The sequence below is a fragment of the Hylemonella gracilis str. Niagara R genome (assembly GCF_000600295.1).
Lineage (GTDB): Bacteria > Pseudomonadota > Gammaproteobacteria > Burkholderiales > Burkholderiaceae_C > Hylemonella > Hylemonella gracilis_A.
The window spans coordinates 348437-373964 of the sequence record NZ_JEMG01000001.1 but is presented as its reverse complement, the minus strand read 5'-3'; the positions used below and the strand labels follow the sequence as shown (position 1 = coordinate 373964).

General features: G+C 65.0%; 21 protein-coding genes. 9 read left to right on the top strand and 12 right to left on the bottom strand.

The window, feature by feature from the left end; all coding sequences use genetic code 11:
- Positions 1-15 precede the first annotated feature (15 nt).
- The gene (locus AZ34_RS01765; RefSeq protein ID WP_051509448.1) at positions 16-4647 is read right to left on the bottom strand and encodes a YhdP family protein; all 4632 of its coding nucleotides are present in this window, start codon (positions 4645-4647) and stop codon (positions 16-18) included.
- Positions 4648-4673: 26 nt separating this feature from the next.
- On the opposite strand from AZ34_RS01765, the gene glnE reads away from it, so the two are divergent.
- Positions 4674-7568 (top strand): bifunctional [glutamate--ammonia ligase]-adenylyl-L-tyrosine phosphorylase/[glutamate--ammonia-ligase] adenylyltransferase, encoded by a 2895-nt coding sequence (gene glnE, locus AZ34_RS01760; RefSeq protein ID WP_035604149.1) that lies wholly within the window; start codon positions 4674-4676, stop codon positions 7566-7568.
- A gap of 48 nt (positions 7569-7616) precedes the next feature.
- On the opposite strand, the gene AZ34_RS01755 is transcribed toward glnE, so the two are convergent.
- A complete protein-coding gene (locus AZ34_RS01755; RefSeq protein ID WP_051509447.1) occupies positions 7617-8120 on the bottom strand; it encodes an adenylyltransferase/cytidyltransferase family protein in 504 nt (167 codons plus the stop codon).
- 248 nt (positions 8121-8368) lie between these two features.
- Here AZ34_RS01755 and AZ34_RS01750 point away from each other — a divergent pair, with 248 nt between their 5' ends.
- A complete protein-coding gene (locus AZ34_RS01750; protein ID WP_035604147.1) occupies positions 8369-9595 on the top strand; it encodes an HD-GYP domain-containing protein in 1227 nt (408 codons plus the stop codon).
- Positions 9596-9708: 113 nt separating this feature from the next.
- Here the strand turns inward: AZ34_RS01750 and AZ34_RS01745 are convergent, their stop codons facing one another.
- Complete coding sequence (locus AZ34_RS01745) at positions 9709-10323, bottom strand: glutathione S-transferase N-terminal domain-containing protein (protein ID WP_035610595.1); 615 nt, start codon at positions 10321-10323, stop codon at positions 9709-9711.
- A gap of 130 nt (positions 10324-10453) precedes the next feature.
- Here AZ34_RS01745 and purB point away from each other — a divergent pair, with 130 nt between their 5' ends.
- Both purB and AZ34_RS01735 read left to right on the top strand, forming a co-directional pair.
- Positions 10454-11833 carry an adenylosuccinate lyase gene (purB, locus tag AZ34_RS01740; RefSeq protein WP_035604145.1) on the top strand — a complete coding sequence of 460 codons (1380 nt, stop codon included), beginning with the start codon at positions 10454-10456 and terminating at the stop codon, positions 11831-11833.
- A 137-nt stretch (positions 11834-11970) separates the two neighbouring features.
- A complete protein-coding gene (locus AZ34_RS01735; protein WP_035604141.1) occupies positions 11971-12531 on the top strand; it encodes a YaeQ family protein in 561 nt (186 codons plus the stop codon).
- A 35-nt stretch (positions 12532-12566) separates the two neighbouring features.
- Here the strand turns inward: AZ34_RS01735 and AZ34_RS01730 are convergent, their stop codons facing one another.
- Complete coding sequence (locus tag AZ34_RS01730; RefSeq protein WP_035604139.1) at positions 12567-13022, bottom strand: DUF3717 domain-containing protein; 456 nt, start codon at positions 13020-13022, stop codon at positions 12567-12569.
- Positions 13023-13421: 399 nt separating this feature from the next.
- Here AZ34_RS01730 and AZ34_RS01725 point away from each other — a divergent pair, with 399 nt between their 5' ends.
- On the top strand, positions 13422-14174 hold the full coding sequence (locus AZ34_RS01725) for a TerC family protein (RefSeq protein ID WP_035604136.1): 753 nt from the start codon (positions 13422-13424) through the stop codon (positions 14172-14174).
- A gap of 77 nt (positions 14175-14251) precedes the next feature.
- Positions 14252-14710 carry a hypothetical protein gene (locus AZ34_RS01720; RefSeq protein WP_035604133.1) on the top strand — a complete coding sequence of 153 codons (459 nt, stop codon included), beginning with the start codon at positions 14252-14254 and terminating at the stop codon, positions 14708-14710.
- 69 nt (positions 14711-14779) lie between these two features.
- On the opposite strand, the gene AZ34_RS01715 is transcribed toward AZ34_RS01720, so the two are convergent.
- The gene (locus tag AZ34_RS01715; protein ID WP_051509446.1) at positions 14780-16342 is read right to left on the bottom strand and encodes a M48 family metalloprotease; all 1563 of its coding nucleotides are present in this window, start codon (positions 16340-16342) and stop codon (positions 14780-14782) included.
- A gap of 48 nt (positions 16343-16390) precedes the next feature.
- On the opposite strand from AZ34_RS01715, the gene moaC reads away from it, so the two are divergent.
- Positions 16391-16873 (top strand): cyclic pyranopterin monophosphate synthase MoaC, encoded by a 483-nt coding sequence (moaC, locus tag AZ34_RS01710; protein WP_035604131.1) that lies wholly within the window; start codon positions 16391-16393, stop codon positions 16871-16873.
- A gap of 80 nt (positions 16874-16953) precedes the next feature.
- On the opposite strand, the gene AZ34_RS01705 is transcribed toward moaC, so the two are convergent.
- From AZ34_RS01705 to sucC, 5 genes are all read right to left on the bottom strand, one after another.
- Positions 16954-17433: a pilin gene (locus AZ34_RS01705; RefSeq protein WP_035604129.1), complete on the bottom strand. Its 480-nt coding sequence runs from the start codon at positions 17431-17433 to the stop codon at positions 16954-16956.
- Positions 17434-17721: 288 nt separating this feature from the next.
- Positions 17722-18567 carry a 3',5'-cyclic-nucleotide phosphodiesterase gene (locus AZ34_RS01700; protein WP_035604127.1) on the bottom strand — a complete coding sequence of 282 codons (846 nt, stop codon included), beginning with the start codon at positions 18565-18567 and terminating at the stop codon, positions 17722-17724.
- A gap of 200 nt (positions 18568-18767) precedes the next feature.
- Positions 18768-19547 carry a Stp1/IreP family PP2C-type Ser/Thr phosphatase gene (locus AZ34_RS01695; RefSeq protein ID WP_081767033.1) on the bottom strand — a complete coding sequence of 260 codons (780 nt, stop codon included), beginning with the start codon at positions 19545-19547 and terminating at the stop codon, positions 18768-18770.
- Between the two features lie 360 nt (positions 19548-19907).
- The gene (gene sucD, locus AZ34_RS01690; RefSeq protein ID WP_035604126.1) at positions 19908-20801 is read right to left on the bottom strand and encodes a succinate--CoA ligase subunit alpha; all 894 of its coding nucleotides are present in this window, start codon (positions 20799-20801) and stop codon (positions 19908-19910) included.
- A 28-nt stretch (positions 20802-20829) separates the two neighbouring features.
- Entirely contained in the window at positions 20830-21990 is a 1161-nt protein-coding gene (gene sucC / locus AZ34_RS01685) for an ADP-forming succinate--CoA ligase subunit beta (RefSeq protein WP_035604124.1), read from the bottom strand.
- A gap of 213 nt (positions 21991-22203) precedes the next feature.
- Here sucC and argC point away from each other — a divergent pair, with 213 nt between their 5' ends.
- Positions 22204-23145, top strand: coding sequence for an N-acetyl-gamma-glutamyl-phosphate reductase (gene argC / locus AZ34_RS01675; protein WP_035604118.1), 942 nt, complete (start codon positions 22204-22206; stop codon positions 23143-23145).
- Positions 23146-23179: 34 nt separating this feature from the next.
- Here the strand turns inward: argC and recX are convergent, their stop codons facing one another.
- A complete protein-coding gene (gene recX, locus AZ34_RS01670; RefSeq protein WP_081767032.1) occupies positions 23180-23695 on the bottom strand; it encodes a recombination regulator RecX in 516 nt (171 codons plus the stop codon).
- 10 nt (positions 23696-23705) lie between these two features.
- Positions 23706-24776: a recombinase RecA gene (gene recA, locus AZ34_RS01665; protein ID WP_035604116.1), complete on the bottom strand. Its 1071-nt coding sequence runs from the start codon at positions 24774-24776 to the stop codon at positions 23706-23708.
- 132 nt (positions 24777-24908) lie between these two features.
- On the opposite strand from recA, the gene AZ34_RS01660 reads away from it, so the two are divergent.
- A complete protein-coding gene (locus tag AZ34_RS01660; protein WP_197026588.1) occupies positions 24909-25415 on the top strand; it encodes a MarR family winged helix-turn-helix transcriptional regulator in 507 nt (168 codons plus the stop codon).
- Positions 25416-25528: the final 113 nt, after the last annotated feature.

The window sequence follows — 25528 nt, the reverse complement described above, 5'->3', positions numbered from 1 at the left end:
CCCCGACGCCACGCTTCACGGCGGCTCTGCGTTGGAAGACGAGGGTTCTTCCTGGCTGGCATCTGGCGCGGTACCCTGCCCCGCGCTGGGCTTGCCTTCGTCCCTGCCCCGCTCGACTTTCTCCACCTGCGGGTTGACCCAGCTTCCAGTGACGTGGTACTCCTGGGTGGCCGCCGCGATGGCAGGCCGGCGCAGAATAGCCTGTGCGAGAAAGGTGGTCAGGCCCACGGCAGGATTGATCCAGGCCGCGATCAGGGAAGCGGTGCCGGCATTGATCTCCGGCACGATGACCACCCGCAGATCCTGCGTTTCCTGATTCAGGTCAGCCTGACCGCTCATCAGCACGGCGGCCGTCACGCCCTTCATTTGCAGGTTGTTGGTGCGCGCCACGCCGTCGACCAGTTGCACATTGCCGCGCACGAAATCGAAGGCGAACCCCTCGGAGAAAAAATCCCGGAAATCAAACAAGAGGCGACGAGGCAAGGACTGCAGGCTCAGAATCCCCAGCAGGCGCGCCGCGCCCGGCTCGACCTTGAGGAACTGCCCTTGCTCGATGCGGATCCGGAGCGTGCCGTCCAGCACGGCGATCGCGGGCCGCCAAGGCAGGCCATCCCAGCCGAGCTGGCCTCGCAAGGTCCCGGCGCCCCCCTCGATCAGACCCGGTTTGCCCAGACGCGCGAGCAGGCGTCCGCCGTCCTTGACCTCGAGCTGGAAATCCACCGTGCTGCGCCGGACCACGGGGGACACGGCACCTGGTGTCGAAGGCTCCGTGGACGCGGACGGCATCGCCGGCCACTGCCCTTGCGCGGTGAAGTCCGCCTCGGGCATCACGACACGCATGCGCTTGAGCTGCCAGACCCAGGCGCCGCCGGCCAAGGCAGACCCAGAGGTGGCGGCGGGTGCGGGGGCATGGCCGGCCTCCAGTTCCACGCGGCCCAGGCTTTGCTTGCCCAGGCGCAATTGCTCGATCACCACGTCCAGCGCCGGCAGATCAAGGGCGTCGAGCGTCGCGATGTCGCGACTCTCATGGGTTGGACGGGTCGGGTCCAAGGCACGCAAGGGGTCGATCTCGTCCGCCGAGATGTCCAGCACCAGGCGCGAGAGACGGGCATGCAGATGTCCTGCCCCGCCCTCCACGGCGGGCGCATTCGCAGTCGACGCGATACGCAAAGGCATCCGGTAGCTCAGGTCCCCGCTGATTTCCTGGGCACTCAGTTGCGCGCGCCAGGAGCCACCTTCGCGGGTGGCATCCGCTTCCAGCGCATGCAGGCTCTGCTTGCCCATTTGCACGCGATCACCAAGCACGCGCAGCTGCGTGGGCAGGTAGTCCAGCCAGGTCTCGGTCTCGGGTCCAGACCGCCCCCCATCCACTGCGCCCGCACGACCGACCAATGACTGGGCCGGGCGGCTGCGTTTGTCCGTGCCCGGGTCGACCGCGTCCAGCCAGGCATTCACATCGAACGTGCCCAGTCTCAGCAAGGCGTGCACGCCTGCGTCTGGCAGCGCCGGAGCCACGCGCGGCGCTTGGGCCCAATCCTGCGCCGCCAGATCCAGCAGCCACTGGCCGCGTAGCACCCGGGGCCGTTCGCCGCCGGCTTCGTGCACGCGTTCGTAGCGCAGCTGCAAAAGGCGCCCAACCTCCAGGCTGATCAGGTCGTGCCAGCCCTGTTGGGCTGCGGGCGCAGTCACCGACGGCAGGGTGAGGCTGGCCTCCCGCTCGTCACGCGGGGCTGCCCGCTCCAGGCGCAGGCGCAGGGGCAGACTTTGGTCGGCCGGCTTGCGCAGGGGTGCCGGCAAGCTGAGGGTCAAGCCCCGCAGATCGGTGCGCAAGGAAAATTCGGGAGCGCCTTCGTTCAGACCGAACTCGGCTTCATAGCGTGCGCCGCCTTCCATCTGGCGCGCGAGCGCGGCCAATCGACGCAAGACCTCGCTGGCGTCTTCCTCCTGGCCAGCCTGTCGCAGACCCTGGGCCGTGAACTGGCCCTGCACGCGCAAGCGTGACTGGGATGTCGACGACGGCGTGGGCACAGGCATCGGCAGCAAAGCGGGCTTGAACGTGGACTGCAGGGTCAGCGCGCCCGGCACAGGCATGGTGCCGCCCTCGGCCTGCACTTCACCGCCGAACAGCCGGGCTTGCACCGCGCTCAAGGCGAAACCGCGCTCACTGAAGTGCACGATGCCACGCACCTGCGTCAAGGCGGGCATGCCTGCCACAGGTCGCAGCGTGTTGCCCGCCAGCAGCAACTGGCCCTGGACTGTGCTGGCCTTGAGGTCGGCCAGCGGCAGATCCAGCTTCAGCCGCGCGGCGGCGTCTCCGGTCGCCCGTGCATGGGCCAGCACGTTCGTTCGCAAGGCATCCAGGGGGGACGCGGCCACCATGCGCTGCAGCATGTCGTCCAGCGCGCCCGTGAAATTCAGATCGGTCTGCACGCGCAGGCCCGGACCCAGTTCAGGAATCTGAATTTGGCTTTGCGCGAGCTGCACCCGTGTGGTGCCCGCGAGCGCGGCGCTGAAGTTGCGCAACTGCAGGCTGGCGCGATCCATCACAAACTCACCGCGCACGTCCTTCAGGACCGGCCAGGGCAGTTGGTCCGTGGACTGCAGCGAGGGCGGCACATAGACGAAGGTCGTGTCCTGAACCTGGGCCGTGACACGGAACTCCCCGGCGCCTTGGCGGAAAGGGAATTGGTCCAGCTCACCCCGCAGCCGCACGCGCACCTGGCTGGCTCGGCCTTGGGGCAATGCATCGTGCACGTAGTTGCGGGCACTTACGGGCAAGGACAAGGGCAGGTAACGATGCACCTGCGCCAGGTCCACGCGGCTGAAGTTGCCCTGAAGATCAAGCAGACCCAGGCGGCGCCCGGTCGTCTGAGTGGACGATGCGTGCTGGGCCTCCTGCGGTGGCGCCTTCCATTCGCCCTGGAACTCACCTTGCAGATCGGCGTTGGCGATCCGGGCGTTGTTGATCTGCACGCTGTCGAGCTGGCCCGCCTTCAGGCGCCAGCGCAGATCGGCGCTGAAGGGGTCCAGTGCGAAGCGTGGAACCTCGAACAAGCCCGGCAGTTCCAGATGGCCTTGACGGAACTGCAGCTTGGCGCTACCGCCTTCCTGGTTCAGGTCGAAATCAACGCTGAGTCCCGCCACCCCAGGCGTGACCCGGCCCGAGGCGCGCGCACCCGTGGTCGCGTGAGCATTGGCATCCCCCGCTCTCATGTCTGGCCCGGACCTGGGTTCCGAGGACATTCCCATCTGCGCCGCCAACTCCAGGCCCACAACCCGGCCCACGGCCTCGTAGCGCTCGGGCATCGCACCCGACATACCCTGCCAGTTAGCCTGCAGACGTTCGATGCGTCCGTGGGGTGCATAGGCATGCAAGGCCTGGTGCGCTTGCGCTGACAACGGCAGGTAACGGGCGAGATCGGCCAACACGGCGAGATCGATGTCCTGCAGGCGCAACGCACCGAGGGTCTGGCCAGGGCGGTATTCGGCCAGACTGACGCGGGCGTCACCACCGGGCCAGACCAGGCCGTCGCCGGTATCGAAGCGCAAGCCTTCGGTATAGACCTCGTAAGCACCGTCTTGCAGACTACCCCCCAGGCTGCTGCCCCAACGGGCGCCGATGCGGCCAGCAAGACGATTGAGCTCGAGCGCGGGCAGATCGGTCCCGAGCCGAAGCTGCAACTGCCGCAGAGCCAGGTCCACCGTCAAGGTATTGACGCGCCCCTCTTCCACGTCGACCCAGGCGCGCAAGGCGCCACTGCCGCCCGCGGCCTGAATGTGGGCCAATTGGGCTGGCCAATCCACGCGTTGCTTCAAAGCATCCAGGTCTACGCGTTCCAGCTCGGCGTACAGCTGGCCATCCCAGCGCTGCCAGTCCCCGGCGCGGGCGAAGAACAAGGGTTCGCGAAAACGCCCACGAAGGCTGAGACGCCCGCCCAGCTCGGCCGGCGCCTCGGCGTCCAAGCGCCATTCGTGGGTACGCGCGCCGTTGCGCAGGCGGAATTCCAAGCCGCGCAGATCCACCGGGCTGACGTCGCGGGTCTCGTCGATCCAGTAGACACGCCCCCCGGTGATTCGCCATTCGGACTGGGACAGCACCCAGTCCGCCAGGCGGCCCTCGCCACTGGAGGTTTGCGGCACTTCGATGCCCGCGATGAAAAGTCGCCCGTCCGCCGTGCGACGCACCGTCAAATCGGGCTGTTCGATCACCAACTGGTCAAAACCCAGGCGCAGCAGGGCCGACAGCGACAGCTTCACGCGCACGCGGGGCAGGTACAAGGCCGGGTCGGCCGTGGTGTAGCTGATGGCCCCGCCCTCGCTCACGCCTGCGGGCTCGGGGGCTTGCACCCGCTCGTACAGCATCACCTCCTGCAGCTCGAAGGAGGGCAGCAAACGACCATCGGTTTCGGCGCGTATGGCGCCGATGCGCAGGGGTCGCCCCAGCATCTGGGTGGCCTGCAATTCCAGCACCGGACGCAGGCTGTCGATTCGGGGCACAATGAAGAAATTCAGCCCCGCCCAGACGGCGCAACCCAGCAATACAGCCAGCAAGACCAGCCACCAGACCACGCGCGTCAACCAGACCAGCGCCCGCAGCGAGAGGGTTGGACGCAGATTCAGATGATGCGGCGGGGCATTCACATTCATTGGCAGATCGAAATTTCCCGAGAATTATGACCCGCAACGTGGCCACGCCCTGCCAACCGGACGATGCATGTGGCGTTTCAACGCACGATGACGCTGGCTCCCGGGCCGACCATTCCCGCTACGTTCAGCGCGTGCGCCGCCGCTACGCCGACCTGCTGAGCCTGCTGCCTATCTCGCCGGCCACGCCCGGCGCCAGTGCAGTCGCCCCCGACTTCGCGACCTTGCTGCAGGCCTACGAAAAACTGCGCGAACCCGCGTTGGGCGGACACGACGCGGGCGCGGCCCTGCGTATCCTGCGTCAACTGGTGCTGGAGCGTCTGGCCGTGCTGGACGTGGAGCACCAGGCCCCGTTGCAGACCATCTGCCAGGGCATGACCACGCTGGCCGAGTTCGCGCTCGAGACGGCCTGCGCCGAGGCCCAGGCCATGCTCGACGCAACGCATGGTCCGGCCCGCAAGGCCGACGGCTCGCCCTGCAAGTTCTGGGTCCTGGGCATGGGCAAGCTGGGCGCGCGCGAGCTCAACGTTTCCAGCGACATCGACCTGATCTACGTCTATGAGGAAGACGGTGAAACCGCAGGGGATGCCCAGGGCAAGCACCGGATCTCCAACCACGAATACTTCGCCAAGGCCGTGCGTGCCATCGGCGGCTTGCTGGCGGACGTGACGGAACATGGTTTTGTGTTCCGGGTCGACCTGGCGCTGCGCCCCAATGGCAACTCCGGCCCCATGGCCTGCTCCCTGGATGCGCTGGAGACCTACTTCCACGCCCAGGGCCGCGAGTGGGAACGCCTGGCCTGGCTCAAGAGCCGTGTGGTCGCGCCACGCGCGCGCATCGAGGACGGTTCAGGCAAGCGGGATGATTCCGTCATGGCGCTGCGCGCCCTGGTGACGCCCTTCGTGTTCCGGCGTTACCTGGACTACAACGTCTTCGAGGCTTTGCGCGTGCTGCACCGGCAGATCCGCGAGCACGCCAACAAGCGCAGCGCGGGCCGGCCCGAGCGCAGCAACGACGTGAAGCTCTCACGCGGCGGCATCCGCGAGATCGAATTCATCGTGCAGCTGCTGCAGGTCGTGCGTGGCGGACAGTTCCCCGAATTGCGCACGCGCCCCACGCTGACTGCACTGCAGCGCCTGGTGACGGCCGGCCTGATGCCGGCGGCCACAGCCGGCGCGCTGGCAGAAGCCTACGTCTTCCTGCGCAAGGTCGAGCACCGCATCCAGTATCTGGACGACCAGCAGACCCATGTGCTGCCCACCCAGGACACCGATCTGGCGTGGATGGCGCGCAGCCTTGGATTCCGCGGCAGCCGGGGCGCAGACTCTCACATCTGTGACTTCCTGAGCCAGCTGGACGCGCACCGCGAGGCCGTGGCCCAGGAATTTGACACCTTGCTGGGCAACACCGCGCCCTCGCCGGACAAGGATTGCCGACGCTGCAGCCGCCAGGCTGATGGTGCATCCAGCTTCGAGGGCTTGCGCGCCCATCTGCCCACCGATTTGCACGAACGTTACGACCTCTGGCGCACGCAGCCACGGGTGCAGGCCCTGAGCGAGACCGCCCAGTCACGTCTGCTGCGTCTGCTGGAGCGCAGCGCGCGCATGCTCAAACTGGCGCCGCAAACTGCGCCCAAACCCGAACCAACGGCCACGCTGGCCTACACCCGGCTGCTGGACTGGCTGGAGCCGCTGCTGCGCCGGGAAAGCTACCTCGCCCTGCTGCTGGAGCGCCCCGCCGTGCACGAGCGGCTGCTGCGTCTGTTGGGCGCGGCGCGCTGGCCGGCGCGCTACCTGCTCCTGCACCCGGGCGTGATCGACGAACTGGCTGGGCGCGACCTGCTGGCCGCGCGCTTCGACTCCGCCGCGTTCGAGCACGAACTGGAAACCCGCCGCAAGGCGCTACGCGCCACGGGCGACGGAGACGAAGAAGCGCTGCTCAACCTGCTGCGCCGCGCCCACCATGCCGAGGTCTTCCGCACCCTGGCACGGGACGTGGAAGGACGACTGAGCGTCGAGCAGGTGGCCGACGACCTGAGCGCGCTGGCGGATGCCGTGCTACGCGTCAGCACCCGCTGGTGCTGGGACGCGCTGCGCAAGAAACACCGCACCGAACCCGGCGACGGGCCGCAGATCGGCATCATCGGCTACGGCAAGCTGGGCGGCAAGGAGCTGGGTTATGGCAGCGACCTGGACATCGTCTTCGTCTACGAAGATGCGCACGAAGACGCGCCCGAGGTCTACGCTCTGCTGGTGCGCAAGTTGGTCAACTGGCTGACCGTGAAGACCGGCGAGGGCGACCTCTATGAAATCGACACCGCACTGCGGCCCAACGGCAACTCGGGCCTGCTGATCACCACCTTCGACGCCTACGCCAACTACCAGCAGCAACGCGGCAGCAACACCGCCTGGACCTGGGAACACCAGGCCATGACCCGTGCCCGCTTCGTGCTGGGCAACGATGCGTTGCGCCAGCGTTTCGACGCGGTGCGCGAAACCGTGATTTGCGCGCCACGCGACCCCATGGCCTTGCGCCAGGAGATCCTGGGCATGCGCGAGCGGGTGCGGCAGGCGCATCCGACCCCCAAAGACCTGTTCGATGTGAAGCAGGGCACGGGCGGCATGATGGACGTGGAGTTTGCCGTGCAGTACCTGGTGCTCTCCCGGGCCGCGCAGCATCCCGAACTGCGCCGCAACAGCGGCAATATCGCCTTGCTACACGCCGCCGAGGAAGCGGGGCTGCTGCCTGCGCCCGTGGGCACGGCGGCCGCTGACGCCTACCGCGAACTGCGCCGCATCCAGCACCAGGCCCGACTGGACGAGACACCGCCGCAGTTGCCGCTGGAGCAAGCGTCCCAGCAGCGCGCGGCGGTGCTGGCGCTGTGGGCGGCGGTGTTCGAGACCCATCTGCGGCCTGCCACCTGAGCACCAGCACCCGCCCCTATCCAGGCCCATGGCAGCCCCGATTGCCGTTCAGCTGCGGATTTTTTTCAACAGGGCCGTGCTTGAATAACCGTCCACGAAGGGCAGGGCCAAGGCCCGCCCTCCCCAAGACGCAAGCAGCGCGGTTTCGGGCAGCGTGTGCATCTCATAGTCGCCCCCCTTGGCCAGGATATCGGGCCGCACCTCGGCAATCAGGGACTGAGGGGTGTCCTCGTCGAACCAGGTGACCAGATCAACCGCGCCCAGAGCGGCCATCAGAACGGCACGGTCCTGCTCATTGTTGAGCGGGCGTTGCGGCCCCTTGCCCAAGCGCCGCGCCGACGCGTCCGTGTTCAAGGCCACCAGCAGGCTGGCGCCCAGCGCCCGCGCCTGCCCCAGATAGATGACATGGCCTGGGTGCATCAGGTCAAACACCCCGTTGGTGAACACCAGCGGGCGGGGCAGCCTGGCCAAGCGTGCGGACAGTTCGGCGCGTGGACAGAGCTTGTCAAGAAAGGCGGGGTTGGCCGCAGATGGAGCGGGGGGAATTGGCATGGTGGACAGGTCCTCGCGACTCGAAGCGCGGGACCCGATCCTAGTGCCTGGGAAGCTCGCAACAGAAAAACCCGGGGTTGGCTAGGTCGCAAACTGGCATATCCCATGCATGGTTTACCCTGGCGATCTGACGCCCTTACGACCCCGACGATGCGGTGTAGACCGCCGAAACCGGCGCACAACCAGCGGGGGCCGATGGCAATTTCCAGCTTTGTCGCCACCCTATAAGCCTGCATAATCGACCCTCTATGGCAACCGGCAAACTCGTCCCCATCAGCATCGACTCCATACGCATCGGGCATCCCCTGGCATTCCCCTTGATGGATTCCGAAGGCACGGTGATCGCCAACAAGGGATACTCGATTCCTGACCGCGCCACGATCCTCCGGCTGGTGGGCCGTGGACTGTCCCTTTGCATCGACCAGGCGGACGCCGAGGCGCACAACCGCGCTTACCGCGCCATGCTCAACGACATGGTGCAGCGCGACCGTTCCATCGGTCGCATCGCCGATGCCCATGTCACCGACGCCAGCGCCGCCCTGGTCCGCGACGAGGATGATGTGCCCATCGGGCCACCCGACTGGCTGGACTATCAGTCCGAAGCCAACACCATCCTGCGCGATGGCGATGGCCCGACTTTTTTGGGTCGTCTGAACCACCTGCACAAGCGCTTGCGCCAACATGCCATCCGCAACCCGGACGCAGCCTTGCTCGCGCTATTCCATCTGTCGACCAACGAAGTACGCATGTACAGCGCCACCCACGCCATGCTGGTGAGCGTGATGTGCGGTTTGGCCGCGCGTGATGTGCTGGGGTGGCCAGAAGCCGATGAGATGACGGTGAGCTTGGCGGCGCTCTCCATGAACGTGGGCATGACGGACCTGCAGGACAAACTGACCCAGCAGCAGGGCCCGCTCACACCCGAGCAACGCCTGCTGGTCAACAACCATCCCCTGCGCTCCGTGGAATTGCTGATGAAGGCCGGCGTGCGCGACAAGACTTGGCTGGAGGCGGTGCGCAACCACCACGCGGCTGCTTCGGGCAACCTGACCGACCGCAACAGCATGGGTGACCGCATGGCCCGGTTGATCCAGCGCGCCGACTCCTTCGGCGCGCGTCGCTCGCCACGCGCCACGCGCACGCCGTCTTCGGCGGCGATGGCCATGAAGGCCACCTACTTCGACGAGAACCAGCAGGTCGACCAGGCCGGCGCAGCGCTGATCAAGGCTGTCGGCATCCACTCACCTGGTTCTTTCGTCAAGCTGGTGACCGATGAAATCGCCATCGTGGTCAAGCGCGGCGCCAACACCACCACGCCCAAGGTCGCCGTGCTGACCAACCGCGATGGTGTTGCGATCGTGGACCCGGTGCTGCGTGACACCGCGATGAGCGACTACCGCATCGCCGCTGGCATCGAGTCGCGCGAGGTGAAAGTAAAAATCAACCTGCAACGCATCCTGTCCATGACGGTCTGAACCCGGGTCTAGCCGCGCTGCAAGCCGCGAAAACCGGTAGCAAAAGAAAATGCCGCCGACCGTTGGAGGTCGGCGGCATTTTCTTTGGAGACCATCGCGCTTGAAAGCGGATTTCAGCGTGGCACGGTGTCCGCGAAGCTGGGTCGTTGCATAAGCTTGTCATGCAACTGCACCAGGTTGGCATATTGCGCACGCCAAGGTATCTGCGGAAAGCGCAAATCCATGTAACTCAGGGCGCATCCCACGGCCACGTCGGCCAGACCGAACTGGGCACCCGCACAGTAGGGCTGCTGGCCCAGACCTTTGCTCATGGCGGCCAAAGCAGCACTGATCTTGCCCAGTTGCCGGTCTATCCAAGCCTGACTGCGCTCGGCTTCGGACCGGTGCGGCCACGTGGCTTCCATGCGCGCCAGCAGGCCCGCGTCCATCACACCGTCGGCCAGCGCTTCCCAGGTGCGGACTTCGGCACGCGCGCGCCCGGCAGGGGGTATCAGCCGCCCCACGGGCGAGAGGGTGTCCACGTATTCAACGATCACGCGGGAATCGAACAGCGCCTCGCCGCCATCTAGGATCAGGCAAGGCACCTTGCCCAGCGGGTTGGATTCAGGGGCACGCGCCTCGGCCGACCACACATCGTCCAGCACAAAGTCATAGTCCAGCTTTTTCTCGGCCATCACGACGCGCACTTTGCGCACATAAGGGCTGGTGTAGGACCCAATCAGTTTCAAGCTCATGCGACCGATTCTAGCGAGGGCCTCATGCCAGGTTGGGCATAAGCCAATTTCAAAACCAGCCCCCTCGATCGACGGCTTGGGGGCCCACGGCGCCTGCGACCGGTCGCCCTCTACAATTCCACCCATGACGTTTTCCTCGATTTCGGCCCTTTCCCCGCTGGACGGACGCTATGCGTCCCGCCTGGCGCCCTTGCGTCCCTTGATGAGCGAACAGGGCTACATGCACCGCCGGGTGCAAGTGGAAGTGGCCTGGTTCATCGCCTTGAGCGATGCGGGCCTGAAAGAGTTTCCGCCCCTGTCCCCCGGTGCACGCACTTACTTGCTGAATCTGGTGAAGAACTTCTCCGAGACGGACGGCGAGGCCATCAAGGAAATCGAGAAAACCACCAACCACGACGTGAAGGCGGTCGAGTACTGGATCAAGTCCCGCTTCGAAGCCCGCCCCGAGCTGCAAAAAGCCAGCGAGTTCGTGCATTTCGCCTGCACCAGCGAGGACATCAACAACACCAGCCACGCCTTGCAACTGCGCAGTGCGCGCGACACGGTGCTGCTGCCGGCGCTGGACAAGCTGCTGCTCAAGCTGCGCGACATGGCCCATGCCTACGCGGACGTGCCCATGCTCAGCCGCACCCATGGCCAAAGCGCCAGCCCGACCACGGTGGGCAAGGAACTGGCCAACGTAGTCGTGCGCCTGCAAGGCGCCTGCGACCGCATCGCGTCGGTCAAGATCCTGGGCAAGATGAATGGCGCGGTCGGCAACTACAACGCGCACCTCGCAGCCTGGCCAGAGTTCGATTGGGAAGCCTTCGCGAAAAAAGTCGTCGAAACACCCGAACCCCTGGGCCTGGGCCTGAAATTCCAACCCTACAGCATCCAGATCGAGCCGCACGACTACATGGCCGAGTTGTTCGACGCCATTGCGCGGGCCAACACCATCCTCGTCGATTTTTCGCGTGACGTCTGGGGTTATGTGTCCCTGGGCTATTTCAAGCAGCGCCTGAAGGCTGGCGAGGTCGGCTCCTCAACCATGCCGCACAAGGTCAACCCCATTGACTTCGAGAACGCCGAAGGCAATCTGGGTCTGGCCAACGCCCTGCTGCGGCACCTGAGCGAGAAGCTGCCCGTCAGCCGCTGGCAACGTGACCTGACCGACAGCACGGTGCTGCGCAACATGGGGGTGGCCATCGGCTATGCCGTTTTGGCCTACCACTCGCTGGCCGTTGGCTTGGGCAAACTTGAACTGAACCGTGAGCGCCTCGCCGCCGACCTGGATGCCGCCTGGGAAGTGCTGGCCGAGCCCATCCAGACTGTGATGCGGCGCTACGGCGTGCAAGGCGCCTACGAAAAGCTCAAGGCCGCCACGCGGGGGCAATCCGTCACTGCGGCTGATCTGCACGCGCTGATCCAGAGCCTGGACATTCCCGATGCCGACAAGCAACGCCTGCTGGCGCTGACGCCGGGGGCGTATACCGGCAAGGCTGCGGAGTTGGCCAAGCGGGCCTAGCCCTTTCCCGCGGAGCCCCCTGCGGGGCGACGTGCCATCCCCCGACCATCCCTCGGCGACGGGGTGATGCGCTGAGCATCCCCGCAGGCATCGCGCCTTGCGCGAGCGCCCCGCACAACGTTCACACACCTCGACCCATGGCGCTGAAATCCACCATCTACAAGGTCAATCTGCAGATCGCCGACATCGATCATGGGTACTACGCGGACCATGCATTGACGCTGGCGCGGCACCCCAGCGAGACCGATGAACGCATGATGGCGCGCTTGGTCGCGCTGGCCTTGCAGGCCCACCGTCTGCAGACCGATTGCCAGGGCGATGGCACTCTTGCGTTTGGCGCGGGTTTGTCAGACCCCGACGAGCCAGACGTCTGGCTGCGTGACTACACCGGGCGGACCCGCCTTTGGATGGAAGTTGGCCAGCCCGAGGACAAACCGATCGCCAAAGCCTGCAGTCGGGCCGACGCCGTATTACTCTACGCCTACAGCCATGCGGCCGAGGTCTGGTGGCGCGGCATCGAGAACAAGCTCACGCGCCTGGACAAGCTGCAGGTCTGGCGCATCCCGACCGAAACCGCGCAGGCCTTGGCGACCTTGGCCGAACGCAGCATGCAGCTGCAGGCCACGCTGCAGGAAGGTCTGCTGATGCTGGGCAATGCCTCTCGGCAGGTGGACGTGGAGCCTGTGCGCTGGAAATAGGCCTGGATGCGCGGGCTTGCCCGGCGCGCCTGTCATCAGGCTTGTGAGGCTGTGTCAGCATCGTCGAACAGACGGGCCTGGACTTGCTCGCCACGCGCGCGTTCCGCGTAACGGTTGAAGCGCCAGGCTTCGCCCAATTGCGTGATGCGTCGCCAGGTTTCGCGCTTCTCCGCGGGCCGCATCTGCGTCCAGTGCTGCACTTCGTCGAAGCTGCGGCCGCATCCCTTGCAGACGGAATCGCCCTGGCTGGTGGAACAGATGGCGATGCACGGCGTGTCCGGCGTGCTTTCATACCAGGCCAGCCAGGCTTGCATGGCAGGCCCGGGCATGCTGAATTCATCGGCCTCCTGTTCGCGAAAAAACACCATGAGCGCGTACACCTCGGCCAGCGCGCGCAGCGGCGGGGGCAGCGTCACCCCGTCAGGCGAGGGGTCGCGTTCGCGCCAGTAATTGATGGCCGCTTCGATGTCGGTGACGTGGATGCCAGCCATGGAATGAAAGAAGCCTGAATGAGGAAAATGAAGCGAAACGGGTGCCTAAAAGGGCGCGGTTTTCGATCATAACGGCCCGCTTGTGAGGCCGCGTTAATCCATGGTCTAATGCGCCCCACGAAGGGGAGTAGCTCCCATCAGCCTCGGCACAGGGAGGCGCCCCAAAATGGCGTCGTCGTGGTTGATATCAACAAGTCGTCAATACGAAGCATGACTTCCGGCTTGTTGGGCACATTCTTCACCACTCCATGCCGAGCAAGACCTTCGATTGGAACCTGTGTCAGGTTTCGTCGAAGTGCGCGCGTTTTCTGCGCATTCCCATCCATCGGAATGCGAGAGCCCTCCCTCCGTCGACAGATCTGGCCAGGTTGTAGATCGAAATACAACTCGGAGTTCTCCATGGATTTTCTGTCATCACCGGCGTTCTGGGTCGCGCTCGGCCAGATCATCATCATCGACATCCTGCTCGGCGGCGACAACGCCGTCGTGATTGCGCTGGCCTGCCGTCGACTTCCGCCCGCTCAACGGACCAAGGGCATCATCTGGGGCACCGCCGGCGCCATCATCTTGCGCGTCATCCTGATCGCCTTCGCGATGACCTTGCTGAATTTGCCGTTCCTCAAGGTGGTCGGCGCTCTGTTGTTGGTCTGGATCGGCGTGAAACTGCTGGCGCCGGACGAGGAAGGCCATGGTGACGTGGCGGCCAGCGACAAATTGTTCGCAGCCATCAAGACCATCGTCGTCGCCGATCTGGTGATGAGCGTGGACAACGTGATCGCCATCGCGGGCGCCGCGCAGAACGCGGGTGAGCACTCGCTGCTGCTGGTGATCCTGGGCCTGCTGATCTCCATCCCGATCATCGTGTGGGGCAGCCAACTCGTGATCAAGCTGATGGAGCGCTTCCCCGCCATCATCACGGCAGGCGGCATGCTGCTGGGCTGGATCGCGGGTGGCATGCTCGTGACCGACCCGGTCCTGGCCAACCCCGACAAGTGGCAATGGATGCTCAAGCTGCCGCAGTCCGATGTACTGAAGTATGGTGCGAGCGTCGCAGGCGCGCTGCTGGTGCTGGTGATCGGCAAGTACGTTTCCGCACGTCGCGACGCCGCAGCTGAAGCCGGCGCCGGCAAGCCAAGCAGCCATACCGCTTGACCTCACTGAGGGCATGCCCCGCGAGGCATGCCCCAGTGAGTTTTCATTCAGCCTTTCGTCAACACCAGGAGCACATCATGGACACCATCATTGCGTACGTGGACGATGCTGAATACGCGCTGCAGCAGTTGGCCCCAGTGCTCAACGATGCATCGGGCGCCAGCCGCCAGCCGGTTCAATGGATCGTGGTGGCCTGTCCCCCGCGCATGTCGCGGCACATTAACAAATGGGTCAACCACACGGCGCGGGAAAATTGGCGCAATAAATGGGCGGACAAGCTGTTCAAGCTGATCACGCCCAGGCTGCAGGTCCGCGGCGGCAAGCTCATCACCCTGCTGTCGACCGGGCCCTTGCCAGAAATGACGCAAGAGCTTCAAGCAAAGCACGGAGCGGCGCGCGTCTTGGACGTGCGCCGCCCCAAGTTCGACCAGGCTCCGCAAGCCATCACCGGCCCGTCACCCGGGACGGATGTCCGCAGGGCAACCCCGGGCGCTCTGGGTGGCATGGCCGCTTTTCTGCTTCTGGCGAGCGAATGAGGCCAGGGCGGGAGAGAAGTCCGCCCAGCGTCAGATGGGCGCAAACCGCTACCTCGGGTCCTCTTTAGCTCACCGTTCCCGCATCTGTTCGCGCAGCAGCGCATCCACCTGCTTGCTGCGCGCATCGACGATGGAAGCCTCGATGTGATCGTTACCGGCCGCACCCCTGCGGATAAGGTCCTGCGCCGCGGCGTAGCGGTCGCGGGCGGCGGCATAGTCCAGGCGCGCGGCATAGGCTTCCGCTTCGGCGCGCACGGCGCGCAAGGTCTGACCTTGCGCCGCGCAAGCATCCGACAGCAGTTGCCAGGCCTGCGCATCGCGCGGGCGCTCGGCCAGCCAGATTTGCAGTGCCTGGGCGGCACGCGCCGCACCTTCCTTGCCTGAGAGCGTCAAAGCGCGCGCGCGCAGCAACTGCTGTGCGCGCGGCATTTTTGCCAGATCGCCGATTGGAGCGGCGGACCGGGACGCTGGCGGCTCCAGCAGGGCCAAGGCACGCGACCCGTCGCCTGCGGACAAGGCCAACTCAGCGCCCAGCAGACGAAGCTGGTAGGCCGCCTGGGGGTGCGCAGTCACCAAGGCTTGCAGACGTTCCCATAGTTTTTGCGCTGCCGCAGGGTCGCGCAGTTCACCCGCCGCCCAGGCGCCAGCGTACATCAGGCCGGCTTGCCGCGCGGACAGCTGCGATGCGGCCAGACTCCCGATCTCTTGTGCCTGCGCCAGAGCGGCACGCAGACTGTCCACGGACGCATCGGCCAGCACGCGCGCGCGCGCCGCAAGCATCGCATGCGCCATCGCGCTGTCACCATCCCCGACCGGAGCCGTCGTGGCTTGCAGTTGCTGGCGGGCCTGCATGTCGGCGATCCGCTCGGTGGTGAGGGGGTGGCTACGCAAATAAGGAAAGGCGCCCGTGTCGTTGTGACGATTGGCCTGCAGCAGCTTTTCAAACATGCTGGCGAAGCCCTGACCGTTGAAACCTGCCTGGGTCATCACGCCATAGCCCACGCGGTCCGCTTCACGTTCCATGTCTCGCGAGAAGTTCAGCTGTCCTTGCACGGCGGCGGCCTGGCCACCGACGATCAAGGCGCCGGCCGCATCCGGACTGGAGGACGCGGCCAGGATGCCCAAGATCATCGCGGCGATCATCCAGGGCGCTTGCTGCCCCTGGCGACTGACCATGCGCGCGATGTGACGCTGCGTGATGTGGCTGAGTTCGTGCGCGAGCACCGAGGCCAGCTCGTCCGCGTCATCGACCGATGCGATCAGCCCCAGATGCACGCCCATGTAGCCGCCGGGCAGGGCAAAGGCATTGACGCTGCGATCTCGTCCCAGCAGGACCGCCCAGGCATACTGCTCGTCCATCTCGGGCCTGAGCTCCCCGCGCAGGCGCGCGGCGGCCATCAGGCGCAGCCAGATGCCCTCGACATAATCGCCCAGGATCGCATCATCCATATAGGCGGTGCTGCGGTACAGCTCGCGCACGATGCGATCGCCGAGCTGGCGCTCCGCGCCGGTGCTCATTTCCAGCCCGTCGCCCAGCGCAGGCAAGGCATTCGGGTTGCCTTGCGCCATCGCGCCGACGCTGCAGGCCAGCCCCAGGCACATCAGCTTGCGCTTCAAACCGTCCAATCTCATGGCCCGTATGATGCGCGATCCACGTAATGTTTTGATAAAGCCCCTTCCATGAATGGTTTGACGCATTTCGACGCCAGCGGACAGGCGCACATGGTTGACGTGGGCGACAAGCCCACCACCCGGCGCGTGGCCGTGGCCACCGGCCGCATCGACATGCAAGCCGACACACTGGCCTTGATCGAATCGGGCAACGCAAAAAAGGGCGACGTGCTAGGCGTGGCGCGGATCGCCGGCATCATGGCCGCCAAGAAAACCAGCGAGCTGATCCCCCTGTGCCATCCCTTGGCATTGACGCGGGTGGCGGTGGCTTTTGAGGTCTTGCCGGCGAACCCGCTCTCATCCGTGCGCTGCACGGTGACGGCCGAAACCCTGGGCCCCACGGGGGTCGAAATGGAAGCGCTGACCGCGACCCAGATCGCCCTGCTCACCATCTATGACATGTGCAAGGCCGTGGACCGTGGAATGCAGATCCACGATGTGCGCCTGCTGGAAAAGCACGGCGGAAAGTCCGGCAGCTACGTCGCGGCGTGATTCGCGCGGCGACGCGCCAGACTCAGTGGCTGCGGCGCTGAGTGCTTGCATCCACCGGACGAGCCACCAGGTCCTACCCTTCAGTTGTCCGTCAGCTGGGGCGCAACGGTGCCCACCGTCAAACCCGTTTCCCGGCACGCACCAGGCAGGTATTTCGCGTCGACCGTGCCGGGACCGCATTTCCATCCCACGATCTTGCCCTCGTTCACGTCCGGCACCAGCAGCACGGTCTTGTCCTCGACATCGGCGGAAATGTTGTGCACCGTGACCTGGACGGCGCCTTTTTCATCCGTCTGGACCCCGCGGACATACTGGGTCGTCGGCGTTGCCGATTCGCAGCCCCAGCCCCCGCCCGCAGGCAGGCCCGTGCCGCCCTTGGCCTGATAGACCTCGCTCACCGCCGTGCGGCATTGCGAGGCCGCCAGCACGGCCTCCGACATCTTGGCGCGCACCGCGTAGTCTTGGTACCAGGGCAGGGCGATGGCGGCCAGGATGCCAATGATCGCCACGACGATCATCAGTTCGATCAGGGTGAACCCCTTCTGGGCAATGTGTTTCATGAATACTCCTTCTTGAGCAATGGTGAGGGTCGTTATGCCGACAAGCATGGCGCAGCAGATCGCACGGCCATGAACGCGCCGAAGAATACCCCAAGACTTCCCGCCCAGCGGACACATGCTGGCCCAACGGCGCGGATGCTTGATGCGCGTCAAACCCAAAGTTGAATCGTGTGGAATGCGGCGCCAGCCTCAAGCGAGTGTGTTGGGCACGCTTATCTTGCGACAGGTGCAGGCTTTGGCGTGTCCTTGCCCCAATGTGTGCACAACCCGGCCTGCGGCGAACCAAGCCTAAAGATCAAACTCCTGCCCCGCCTGCAGGGCATGCAGTTCATACAGACGGCTGACACCGGCCGTCGTGTTGGGAGGATGGGCTTTCTGCTGGCTATCCTTTTGGAGCCCACCCAGTTCCACCAAAATCTGCACCGTTTCCGTCGGTTTGGTGTGCGTGATGTAGATGGGATAGTCCCTTCCAGGGGCGATCTGCGCCAGCTCCTGCGCCAAAGTGTCAGGCGCGAGATGCTGGCTGATCTCCGCGAGCTTGCTTTCCCTGCGGCTGAAGGCCGTCTCGATCACCAGCATGCGGACCTCATCCAGCTGATTGACGCGCTGCCAGAACGATGGGTTGGGGCCGGTATCACCGCTGAAGACCCAGGTGGCGGCCTTGCCGTCCTTGCGCGCTGTCGGATCGGCACTCGCGGCGTACCCAACCGCAGGCACCGTGTGTTGGGCTGGCAACGCCTCGATGCGCCGGCCGCCGATCTCCACCACGTCCCCGGTTTCGATGGGAACGAAACGCATGAAGGGCGCCTCCTCGCTGGGAATGCGGCTGAAGTCGGGCCAGATGAGGTTGTTGAAGATATGCGCCCGCATGGCTTCGATGGTCTGGGGCAGGGCGTGGACCATGACCGGTTGCCGGCGTCGCGCGCCCATGGCGTCCAGCATCAAGGGCAGGGCGGCAATGTGATCCAGGTGGGCATGAGTGATGAAGACATGGTCGATGCGCAGCATCTCCCCCACGGTCAGATCACCAACACCGGTGCCGGCATCGATCAGGATGTCTGTGTCGATCAGAAAGGAAGTGGTGCGACTACCCCGCGCAATGGCGCCAGAACACCCCAGGACCCGCACCTTCATGTTTGCTCCATCGAGTATCAGCCTGCTTTTGTATCGCCGAAAACGGAAACTTATGGAGAAACCCCCAGCGCAGCTGGCCCATGATCATGCCGCAAGCCAATTGTTCTTGCAACAATTCGCAACATCACGCGAGCATACCCTGAGCAAGCGGGACCGGGTGCCAAAAAACTGCGGTGGAAATGCGCTGGATGAGAGAAAAATCACGACACAGGGCGCGCGCCTTGTGCGTGGACCAGCAGCACGGTGATGTTGTCACGGCCGCCCCGGTCATTGGCCATGTCGACCAGGGCCTGCGCGCGCAGTTCCAGGCTCAGGGGCAGACGCAGCAGTTTCGCGATGTCCGCGTCGCGCAGCATGTCGGACAGGCCATCGGAGCACATCAGGTACAAGTCCTCGGCCTGGACCGCGTGCGTGTGCACTTCCAGCAGGACGGCGGGGTCCACGCCCAGGGCCCGGGTCACGAGGTTGCGATGCACGGAAACAGCGGCCTGGTCCGCAGTGATCAGGCCAGCGTCCAGTTGCTCCTGCAGCAAGGAATGATCCCGGGTGACACGGGTCAATTGACCATCGCGCAGACGGTAACAGCGCGAATCCCCGATATGGCCCAGCACCAGGTCACGGCCATGGAACACGCCCACCACCAACGTGGTGCCCATGCCCGCATATTCGGAATGCTGCCGTGCTGCCTGTAGCACGGCAGCGTTGGCCTGTGCGACGCTGCGCTCCAAAACGCGACGGATGTCGTCCAGCGTGACCGGCGCGCCAGCATCATCGGCGCGGAACCAGCCACCCAGGTTGCGCTGGATGTTGTCGCAGGCCATGCTGCTGGCCACTTCGCCGGCGTTGTAACCGCCCATGCCATCGGCCAGCACAGCCAGACCGGCCGCGTCATCGAGCGCGTAAGCGTCTTCGTTATTGCCGCGCACCCGTCCCTGATCGGTACGCGCGCAAAACTTGTAGCTCAAACTGCTTGCTGCCATGGCTTTTCTTTGCTCCGCCACGCCAGACGCCTACTCATACGTGAAGTGCTGCGGGACTCATTGCGTCACCTTGCAAGGGACGATGCGTCAGACCTTAGCAGAGCCGGGAATGGGCCGCAAGCCAGCTCACTTTTGTGCCGTGCAATTTGCATTTGCACACACCCGGCGATGCTCGGCAAACTGTTCCGGACCTCGGCAATTCGTGGCAAATCCTTCGCAGGACGTCTGGGCGGCATGCCGTGCAATGACAAAATGACGTCAGGCCCGGTTGTCCGCTGAACAACCGGGCCTGATCACTGAATGAACGAGGACGGCAGCCTCATCTCGGTCCAGGAAGCGCCCAGACCACCCTCACTCAGATCAGAGCATGGCCTTGAGCAGCTTGCCCATTTCCGAGGGGTTGCGCGTGACCTTGAAACCGCACTCTTCCATGATGGCCAGCTTGGCATCGGCCGTGTCGGCGCCGCCGGAGATCAGCGCGCCCGCGTGGCCCATGCGCTTGCCGGGAGGCGCTGTGACACCCGCGATGAAGCCGACGATGGGCTTTTTCATATTGGCCTTGCACCAGCGCGCGGCCTCGGCTTCGTCGGGACCACCGATTTCGCCGATCATGATCACGGCGTCGGTGTCCGGATCGTCATTGAAGGCCTTCATCACGTCGATGTGCTTCAGGCCGTTGATCGGGTCACCACCAATGCCCACGGCGCTGGACTGGCCAATGCCGAGTTCGGACAGCTGCGCCACAGCTTCATAGGTCAGCGTGCCGGAACGCGAGACCACACCGACGCGGCCCTTCTTGTGAATGTGGCCGGGCATGATGCCGATCTTGATTTCATCGGGCGTGATCAGGCCGGGGCAGTTCGGGCCCAGCAGCAAGGTCTTCTTGCCGCCCTTGGCCTCTTTTTCCTTCATCTTGTTGCGCACCATCAGCATGTCGCGCACCGGGATGCCCTCCGTGATGCAAATGGCCAGGTCCAGGTCGGCCTCGACGGCTTCCCAGATGGCATCGGCGGCGCCCGCCGGGGGCACGTAGATCACCGACACGGTGGCGCCGGTCTGCTTGGCAGCTTCCTTCACCGAGGCGTAGATCGGGATGTTGAAGATCGACTCACCAGCCTTCTTGGGGTTCACGCCGGCGACGAAGCAGTTTTTGCCGTTGGCGTATTCCTGGCACTTCTCGGTGTGGAACTGACCCGTCTTGCCCGTGATGCCCTGGGTGATGACCTTGGTGTTCTTGTTGATGTAAATCGACATGATGTATTCCTTCGCGTCTGGTCTGGGCTTACTTCACGGCGGCGACGATCTTGGTCGCCGCCTCGGCCATGGTGTCGGCGCTGATGATGGGCAGGCCGCTCTCGGCCAGCATCTTCTTGCCCAGCTCCTCGTTCGTGCCTTTCATGCGCACGACCAGCGGCACCTTCAGGCTCACGGCGCGACTGGCCGTGATGACGCCGGTGGCGATGGTGTCGCACTTCATGATGCCGCCGAAGATGTTGACCAGGATGCCCTCGACCTTGGGATTCTTGAGCATGATCTTGAAGGCTTCGGTCACCTTCTCGGGCGTGGCGCCACCGCCCACATCGAGGAAGTTGGCCGGCTCGCCGCCGAAGAGCTTGATGGTGTCCATGGTCGCCATGGCCAGGCCGGCGCCGTTGACCAGGCAGCCGATGTTGCCGTCCAGGCTGATGTAGGCCAGGTCGAACTTGGAGGCCTCGATTTCCGCCGCGTCTTCCTCGTCCAGGTCACGCAAGGCCACGATTTCGGGGTGGCGGAACAGGGCGTTGGAGTCGAAGTTGAACTTGGCGTCCAGGGCGATGATGTTGCCCTTGCCGTCGCGGTTCAGCGGGTTGATTTCCACCAGGGAGGCGTCCGTGTCCATGTAGCACTTGTAGAGCTTCTGGCAGACGTCGATGAACTGCGCCACGGAGTCTGCGGGCAGGTTGATGCCCTTGGCCAGTTCCTTGCCGTTGGCTTCGGTGAAACCCACGAGCGGATCAACGAAGATCTTGACGATCTTCTCGGGTGTGCTGTGCGCCACTTCCTCGATGTCCATGCCGCCTTCGCTGGAGGCGATGAAGGCCACCTTCTGCGTGCCGCGATCGGTCACGGCGGACAGGTAGTATTCCTTCTGGATGTCGGCGCCTTCCTCGATGTAGAGGCGGCGCACCTTCTGGCCCTCGGGACCGGTCTGGTGGGTCTTGAGCTGCATGCCCAGGATCTGGCCCGCCAGCGTCTTCACGTCCTCAACGGACTTGGCGACCTTGACGCCGCCGCCCTTGCCACGGCCACCGGCGTGGATCTGCGCCTTGACGACCCAGACCGGGCCGCCCAGCTTCTGGGCTGCTTCAACGGCTTCTTGAACGGTGAAGGCCGCAATGCCGCGCGGCACAGGCACACCAAACTGACGCAAGATTTCCTTGCCTTGGTATTCGTGGATCTTCATGAGGGCTCTCTCAGGAAATGGTTTCTATCGGTTGCCGGGAGCGGCAAGCCGTCGAAGCTGCAGATGGGGCAGGCACGGCCAGCGGTACGCGCCGGTTCAGGCGCAGCCGCGAAATGTATCATGTTGCTCTGCACAACGTCGGTGCGCGCCTGACGCCGCCGTCCGTGCCACCTGTCCCCAGCCGCTGCCAGCGACCTGTCGTCCCGCCCCACCATGTCCCGAAAAAAAATCTTCATCGACGGCGAAGCCGGCACCACCGGCTTGCAGATCCGCGAACGCCTGGAGGCCGTGCCACAGGTCGAATTGCTGAGCATCTCGCCGGAGCGCCGCAAGGACCCGGCCGCCAAGCGCGAGATTCTGGCGAAGGCCGACCTGGCCATCCTCTGCCTGCACGATGAGGCTGCCCTGGAAACCGTGGCGCTGGTCGATGCGCTGGAAGCCTCGGGCACGCTGGGCGCGAACCAAGGACCACGCATCATCGACGCCTCGACGGCGCACCGCGTGGCCCCGGGCTGGGTCTACGGTTTTCCCGAACTGACGCGCGACCACGCACGGGCCGTGGCCCAGGCCCGGCGCGTGGCCAACCCTGGCTGCTACCCGACGGGTGGCATCGCGCTGCTGCGCCCGCTCGTCGATGCCGGTCTGCTGCCTACGGACTACCCCGTCGTGCTCTCGGGCTACTCGGGTTACTCGGGCGGTGGACGCAGCATGATCGAAGCCTACGAAGTCACCAAGACCGCGCCGCCTCTGGAGGTGTATGGACTGGGCCTGACGCACAAGCATCTGCCCGAGTTCCAGCGCTACACCGGCCTGACGCGCCGGCCGATCTTCGTGCCGGCCGTGGCGAACTATTACGCGGGCATGATCGACCAGATCGGCCTGCAGTTCGACCTGATGAAGGGCGTGCGCAAGTCTGAACAACTGGAAGAGGTGCTGCGCGCCCACTACGCGGGCAGCGAATGGGTCCGCGTCGTGCCGCCCGTGGCGAGCGGCCGCCTGGAGCCGACCGCGCTCAACAACACGAACCAGATGGAACTCAGCGTCTACGGCAATGACGCGCTGGGCCAGGCCGTGCTGGTGGCGCGCTTTGACAATCTGGGCAAGGGTGCCAGCGGCGCCGCAGTGCAGAACCTCAAGCTGATGCTCGGGCTCTGAAGCGCGAGGTCAGGAGCTTCAGGCTTCAAGCGACTCAGACTTCGCCGTCGGGGTCCAGACCCTTATCGGCCAGCACACGACGTACCACGTCGCCGGAAAACCCGCGTGCCAGCAGGAACCGGGCTTGCCGGGCGCGCTCCTTGGCGTCTGCGGGCGCCGCCTCGAAACGCCGCTGCCAAACCTGCCGCGCGCGCGTTTCCTCGCTGGACTGTAAACCCGCCAGGGTCTGGGTGATCAGTTCGCGGCCCAGTCCCTTGTCCTGCATCTCCTGCCGCAAACGCGCCGCGCCATAGGCGCTGGCGCGGCGGTGTGCCAATGACTCGGCGGCGCGGTGTTCGTCCAGGAAACCCCGCGCTTGCAAATCGTCCAGGGCCTGGGCCAAGGCGCCGGGCACCTCCTCGAAGCGTGCCAGCTTGCGTTCCAGCTCTCGCCGGGTGTGCTCTCGCTGGCTCAGCAAGCGCAGCGCCCGGCCTTTCAAGCTCGGCGAAAGCGCCGGTTTACGGCTGCGCCCCGGGCCGTCGGCTGGAACAGCCTGGTCAGAAGCCTGCATGGGCTCGGTTTCAGGCTTCGGCATCTCCGCCACCGGCGGACACAGCAGGCACACCGGCTTCGCCACGCAGCGGGATGCCCAGCGACTCGCGGACCTTGTTCTCGATTTCCAAGGCCAGTTCCGGGTTCTCGCGCAGGAATTCGCGGGCGTTGTCACGGCCTTGGCCGATTTTTTCGCCGTTGTAGGCATACCAGGCACCGGATTTGTCGATGATGTGGGCGGTCACCCCCATGTCGATCACCTCGCCCTCGCGGCTGACGCCTTCGCCGAACAGGATGTCGAATTCGGCGCTCTTGAAGGGCGGGCTGACCTTGTTCTTCACCACCTTGACCTTGGTCTCGTTGCCGATGGCTTCCTCGCCCTTCTTGATGGTGCCGGTGCGGCGGATGTCCAGACGCACCGAGGCATAGAACTTGAGCGCGTTGCCGCCCGTGGTGGTTTCGGGGCTGCCGAACATCACGCCGATCTTCATGCGGATCTGGTTGATGAAGATGACCGTGGTGTTGGTCTTCTTGATCGTGGCGGTCAGCTTGCGCAGGGCCTGGCTCATCAGACGGGCTTGCAGGCCGGGCAGGCTGTCACCCATTTCGCCTTCAATCTCGGCCTTGGGCGTGAGCGCCGCCACCGAGTCCACGACGATCAGGTCCACCGCGCCGGAACGCACCAGGCTGTCCACGATTTCCAGCGCCTGTTCGCCCGTGTCCGGCTGGCTGATCAGCAAGTCCTGCAGGTTCACGCCCAGCTTCTGCGCGTACTGGGTATCCAGCGCGTGCTCGGCATCAACGAAGGCGCAGGTGCCGTCCATCTTCTGCATCTCGGCGATGACCTGCAGCGTCAACGTGGTCTTGCCCGAGGATTCCGGGCCGTAAATCTCGATCACGCGGCCACGCGGCAAACCGCCGACGCCCAACGCGATGTCCAGCCCCAGGCTGCCGGTGGAGACGACCTGGATGTCCTCGATCTTTTCGCCCTCGCCCAGGCGCATGATGGTGCCCTTGCCGAACTGCTTCTCGATCTGGGCCAGGGCAGCCTGCAGGGCTTTGGCTTTTTCACTGTTGGCGTTCTTGACGGCGGTGTCCATGGTGTTTCCTTGGTCGGGTTGAAGAGGGCGCCTGATATTTCACACAGGCTGGATGCTTGAACAGCACTTTAGCAGCGACATACTTCTCCGTAAAGCCGATTTTTAGTCATTTTGGCTTACTATTTCGGCGTGCTGGACACTACACCCCGTACACCCCATCCGCCGCCGCCGGTTCCCATCGACGATGGGTGGCGTCAGACCCATCTGGGCCGCCTGCTGGGCCATGCCATGCGCCGTTTCGACACCCGGGTGCAGGCGCTCTTGGCGCATGACGCCGAGGTCCCCCTGGCCCTGTCCCATCTGGCGGCGCGCGGGCAAATCAGCGCCGCGCACATTCACATCACCCGGCACCTGGCCGTGACGGGCTCCCGGCTGCAGGATCTGGCCGACGCCGCCGGCATGAGCAAGCAGGCCATGGGCAAGCTCGTGGACCAATGCGTGGCTTGGGGCCTGGTGACCCGAGGGGCTGACGCGCACGACGGTCGCGCCAAGCAGGTGCGCTTCACGCCTGCGGGCCTGGCCTGGCTGGGCGGTTTCCAGCGGGCCGTGCGGCAGGCGGAAGCCGAGTTGCGGCAGGCCGTCGGCGACGAAGTCGCCACCGTGATCGCGCTGGGACTGGAAGCCTATGCCGGCAGCTAATACTCGCCCCTGACCCCAATGCTCCTCCGCTCGGCGCTTGAGGCCGAGCGCCTGCATACCCCGCATCCCGCCTAGAATCAATCCAGACATGACGCAGCCCGCCCCCGTAAGGC

What these genes read in the sequence shown, in the direction of transcription:
- AZ34_RS01700 (WP_035604127.1), bottom strand. Translation starts at nt 18,567, where the DNA reads ATGAAGGTGCGGGTCCTGGGGTGTTCTGGCGCCATTGCGCGGGGTAGT.
- AZ34_RS01705 (WP_035604129.1), bottom strand. Translation starts at nt 17,433, where the DNA reads ATGAAACACATTGCCCAGAAGGGGTTCACCCTGATCGAACTGATGATC.
- AZ34_RS01730 (WP_035604139.1), bottom strand. Translation starts at nt 13,022, where the DNA reads ATGGCTGGCATCCACGTCACCGACATCGAAGCGGCCATCAATTACTGG.
- AZ34_RS01755 (WP_051509447.1), bottom strand. Translation starts at nt 8,120, where the DNA reads ATGCCAATTCCCCCCGCTCCATCTGCGGCCAACCCCGCCTTTCTTGAC.
- AZ34_RS01715 (WP_051509446.1), bottom strand. Translation starts at nt 16,342, where the DNA reads ATGAGATTGGACGGTTTGAAGCGCAAGCTGATGTGCCTGGGGCTGGCC.
- sucD (WP_035604126.1), bottom strand. Translation starts at nt 20,801, where the DNA reads ATGTCGATTTACATCAACAAGAACACCAAGGTCATCACCCAGGGCATC.
- AZ34_RS01765 (WP_051509448.1), bottom strand. Translation starts at nt 4,647, where the DNA reads ATGAATGTGAATGCCCCGCCGCATCATCTGAATCTGCGTCCAACCCTC.
- AZ34_RS01695 (WP_081767033.1), bottom strand. Translation starts at nt 19,547, where the DNA reads ATGGCAGCAAGCAGTTTGAGCTACAAGTTTTGCGCGCGTACCGATCAG.
- purB (WP_035604145.1), top strand. Translation starts at nt 10,454, where the DNA reads ATGACGTTTTCCTCGATTTCGGCCCTTTCCCCGCTGGACGGACGCTAT.
- recA (WP_035604116.1), bottom strand. Translation starts at nt 24,776, where the DNA reads ATGGACACCGCCGTCAAGAACGCCAACAGTGAAAAAGCCAAAGCCCTG.
- AZ34_RS01725 (WP_035604136.1), top strand. Translation starts at nt 13,422, where the DNA reads ATGGATTTTCTGTCATCACCGGCGTTCTGGGTCGCGCTCGGCCAGATC.
- argC (WP_035604118.1), top strand. Translation starts at nt 22,204, where the DNA reads ATGTCCCGAAAAAAAATCTTCATCGACGGCGAAGCCGGCACCACCGGC.
- glnE (WP_035604149.1), top strand. Translation starts at nt 4,674, where the DNA reads ATGACCCGCAACGTGGCCACGCCCTGCCAACCGGACGATGCATGTGGC.
- AZ34_RS01750 (WP_035604147.1), top strand. Translation starts at nt 8,369, where the DNA reads ATGGCAACCGGCAAACTCGTCCCCATCAGCATCGACTCCATACGCATC.
- moaC (WP_035604131.1), top strand. Translation starts at nt 16,391, where the DNA reads ATGAATGGTTTGACGCATTTCGACGCCAGCGGACAGGCGCACATGGTT.
- AZ34_RS01720 (WP_035604133.1), top strand. Translation starts at nt 14,252, where the DNA reads ATGGACACCATCATTGCGTACGTGGACGATGCTGAATACGCGCTGCAG.
- recX (WP_081767032.1), bottom strand. Translation starts at nt 23,695, where the DNA reads ATGCAGGCTTCTGACCAGGCTGTTCCAGCCGACGGCCCGGGGCGCAGC.
- sucC (WP_035604124.1), bottom strand. Translation starts at nt 21,990, where the DNA reads ATGAAGATCCACGAATACCAAGGCAAGGAAATCTTGCGTCAGTTTGGT.
- AZ34_RS01735 (WP_035604141.1), top strand. Translation starts at nt 11,971, where the DNA reads ATGGCGCTGAAATCCACCATCTACAAGGTCAATCTGCAGATCGCCGAC.